This is a genomic window from Thalassococcus lentus, assembly GCF_028023555.1.
GTDB classification, from domain to species: Bacteria; Pseudomonadota; Alphaproteobacteria; order Rhodobacterales; family Rhodobacteraceae; genus Thalassococcus_A; species Thalassococcus_A lentus.
This window is the reverse complement of the sequence record NZ_JAQIOY010000005.1, coordinates 1-1,947: the sequence shown is the minus strand read 5'-3', so window position 1 is coordinate 1,947 and position 1,947 is coordinate 1. Positions and strand designations below refer to the sequence as shown.

Here is a 1,947-nt window from a genome sequence, read left to right as displayed (position 1 = left end):
CTGGAAGCGGATCCACTTCGGGCGATTGTGTCAACGCCTGTTCGGGCGCATCTGGCTGCTCGGCGGCCTCGGCCTCCGGTTCTTCCGTGCCACCATCCTGCACGATGGCGTCCAAGCCCTCATCCAGCTTGGAAGAAGATTTGAACAACCTGTTCTTGAGCTTGCCGAAAAAGGACATGCGCACCGCCCGTCTAGAATATTGCTATCCCCACCTAATACGCGGCGCGCTGTAATAAAAGTGTGTGTTGACCCCGGCGGCTGGGTTTGTCCTAAGCTGCGCCATGGTTTTGCGTATGTTCTTTGGTTTAATCCTGTTGCTGCCCGGGCTCGCCATGGCCGAGCCGGGCAAGCTGTGCTCTCGTGGATCGTTTGGGCAGGTCCAGTGCATCCGGGATACGCATTTCGTCTATGATACGTGCCAAGCGATTGAACAATTCGCACTTGCCCATGAACTGGATCCGGGCTTTTTCGCACGGCTGATCTGGCAAGAAAGCCGCTTTGATCCCAACGCTGTCAGTCATGCCAATGCCCAAGGCATCGCTCAGTTCATTCCATCAACGGCCCGCTTGCGTGGACTGCTCGACCCGTTCAATCCCGCCGATGCGCTTGAACATTCCGCGGAATATCTGGGCGAGATGTCGAGGCGATATGGCAACCATGGCCTTGCGGCCGTTGGATACAATGGCGGCGAGCGTCGAGCAGAGGGTTTGATCGCCGGAACAGGCGGGCTTGCGCGCGAAACCGTCAACTATGTGCAGATCATCACCGGCTTGACTGCCGAAACCTGGCGCGACACGCCACCAGAGCGCCACGATTTTCGACTCCAGCCCGACAAACCCTTTGCGCAGGCCTGTCATGAACTGGCGAAAAACCGAAAACTGTCAAAATTTCCAACGCCTAAACCGGCCTTCGCACCCTGGGGCGTACAGGTGGCATTCGGGACAACAAAGTCCAATGCGCTCAAGCAATATAAATCACGGATGCGCCGGTGTGCTGGATTGGTCAAAGGCATCGAGCCCGAGCTGATCTGGCAGAAAAGCCGTGCCAGCCCGCGAGGCGGCTATTTCATGGCCCGGATCGGTCGCAAGTCACGCAACGAAGGATGGAAGCTCTGCTCCCGGCTGAAACGGCAGGGGTGTGTGTGCGCAGTCTACCGCAATGAGTAGCGGCTAAACGCTCAGTCCCACAAAAATCGCGATCTGCCCGATGTAGTACAGCCACCAGATCGCGAAATCCTGTCCGGTCCAGCCAATGTTCAGGAATTTCTGCTGCCCGATCAATGCGTCCGAGATCATGAAGGACATCGCTCCGGCCATGACCAGCAGTCCCGATGCGTTCGCGGGCAAAGTGAGCGCGCCCAGACCCATCAATACGATGATTGTTACGTAAGCGCGCACCGGCATGGCCAGCGCTCCGGCGTTTTTGGCGTATAGGCGACCCAGCCAAAACCCGATGGTTACAAGGATCAGCGCCGCCGCGGTGCGCGGGTAGAGGTCAGAGATCGCCGCAGGTGACGCATCATAAAACCCGGCGGACAGGAACAAGACAACATAGGCGATATGCGCGGCTGCGAAGCAGATAATCCCGATCAGAAAGGCGCGCTCACCGGGGCGGGACAGGGCCAGATCGCCAAGAGCGGACAAGGCAAGCGCAAGCGCCAGGCCAAAATGCCCAAGGTAAAGAGCCCAGACCGAAACAGCGCCGATCGCAAGGGTTTTGATGCCACTGCGAAACCAGCCGTATCCCTTCAGGGCCGGAAAGATCGCCGCTGAGCCCAGCGACACAGCCCCCAGAGCCGCCACGATCCCAAACACGGGGCCACCCGCCATCAAATTTCCTGTTGGAAGTGTTTGATTGTTAGTCTGATCGGGTTTGGTGCGGCTTGTCCGAGGCCGCATATGCTGGCATCGCCCATCGCCTGGCAGAGCTCTTCGAGCAGGGGTTGGT

3 protein-coding genes are annotated in these 1,947 nt (G+C 58.5%); 1 reads left to right on the top strand and 2 read right to left on the bottom strand.

Going from position 1 to position 1,947, the window contains the following annotated elements; all coding sequences use genetic code 11:
- The first annotated feature begins 281 nt into the window (after positions 1-281).
- Entirely contained in the window at positions 282-1,166 is an 885-nt protein-coding gene (locus tag PFY00_RS14075) for a lytic transglycosylase domain-containing protein (protein ID WP_271433216.1), read from the top strand.
- A 3-nt stretch (positions 1,167-1,169) separates the two neighbouring features.
- Here PFY00_RS14075 and PFY00_RS14070 read toward each other — a convergent pair whose 3' ends face one another.
- Both PFY00_RS14070 and PFY00_RS14065 read right to left on the bottom strand, forming a co-directional pair.
- On the bottom strand, positions 1,170-1,829 hold the full coding sequence (locus PFY00_RS14070) for a lysoplasmalogenase family protein (protein WP_271433215.1): 660 nt from the start codon (positions 1,827-1,829) through the stop codon (positions 1,170-1,172).
- The coding region (locus tag PFY00_RS14065) for an NADH-ubiquinone oxidoreductase-F iron-sulfur binding region domain-containing protein (protein ID WP_271433217.1) at positions 1,829-1,947 on the bottom strand (119 nt) is incomplete at its 5' end. The genes PFY00_RS14070 and PFY00_RS14065, both read right to left, overlap by 1 nt.

Excerpts from the sequence above, each read along its gene's own strand:
- PFY00_RS14075 (WP_271433216.1), top strand. The coding sequence starts at position 282 with ATGGTTTTGCGTATGTTCTTTGGTTTAATCCTGTTGCTGCCCGGGCTC.
- PFY00_RS14070 (WP_271433215.1), bottom strand. The coding sequence starts at position 1,829 with ATGGCGGGTGGCCCCGTGTTTGGGATCGTGGCGGCTCTGGGGGCTGTG.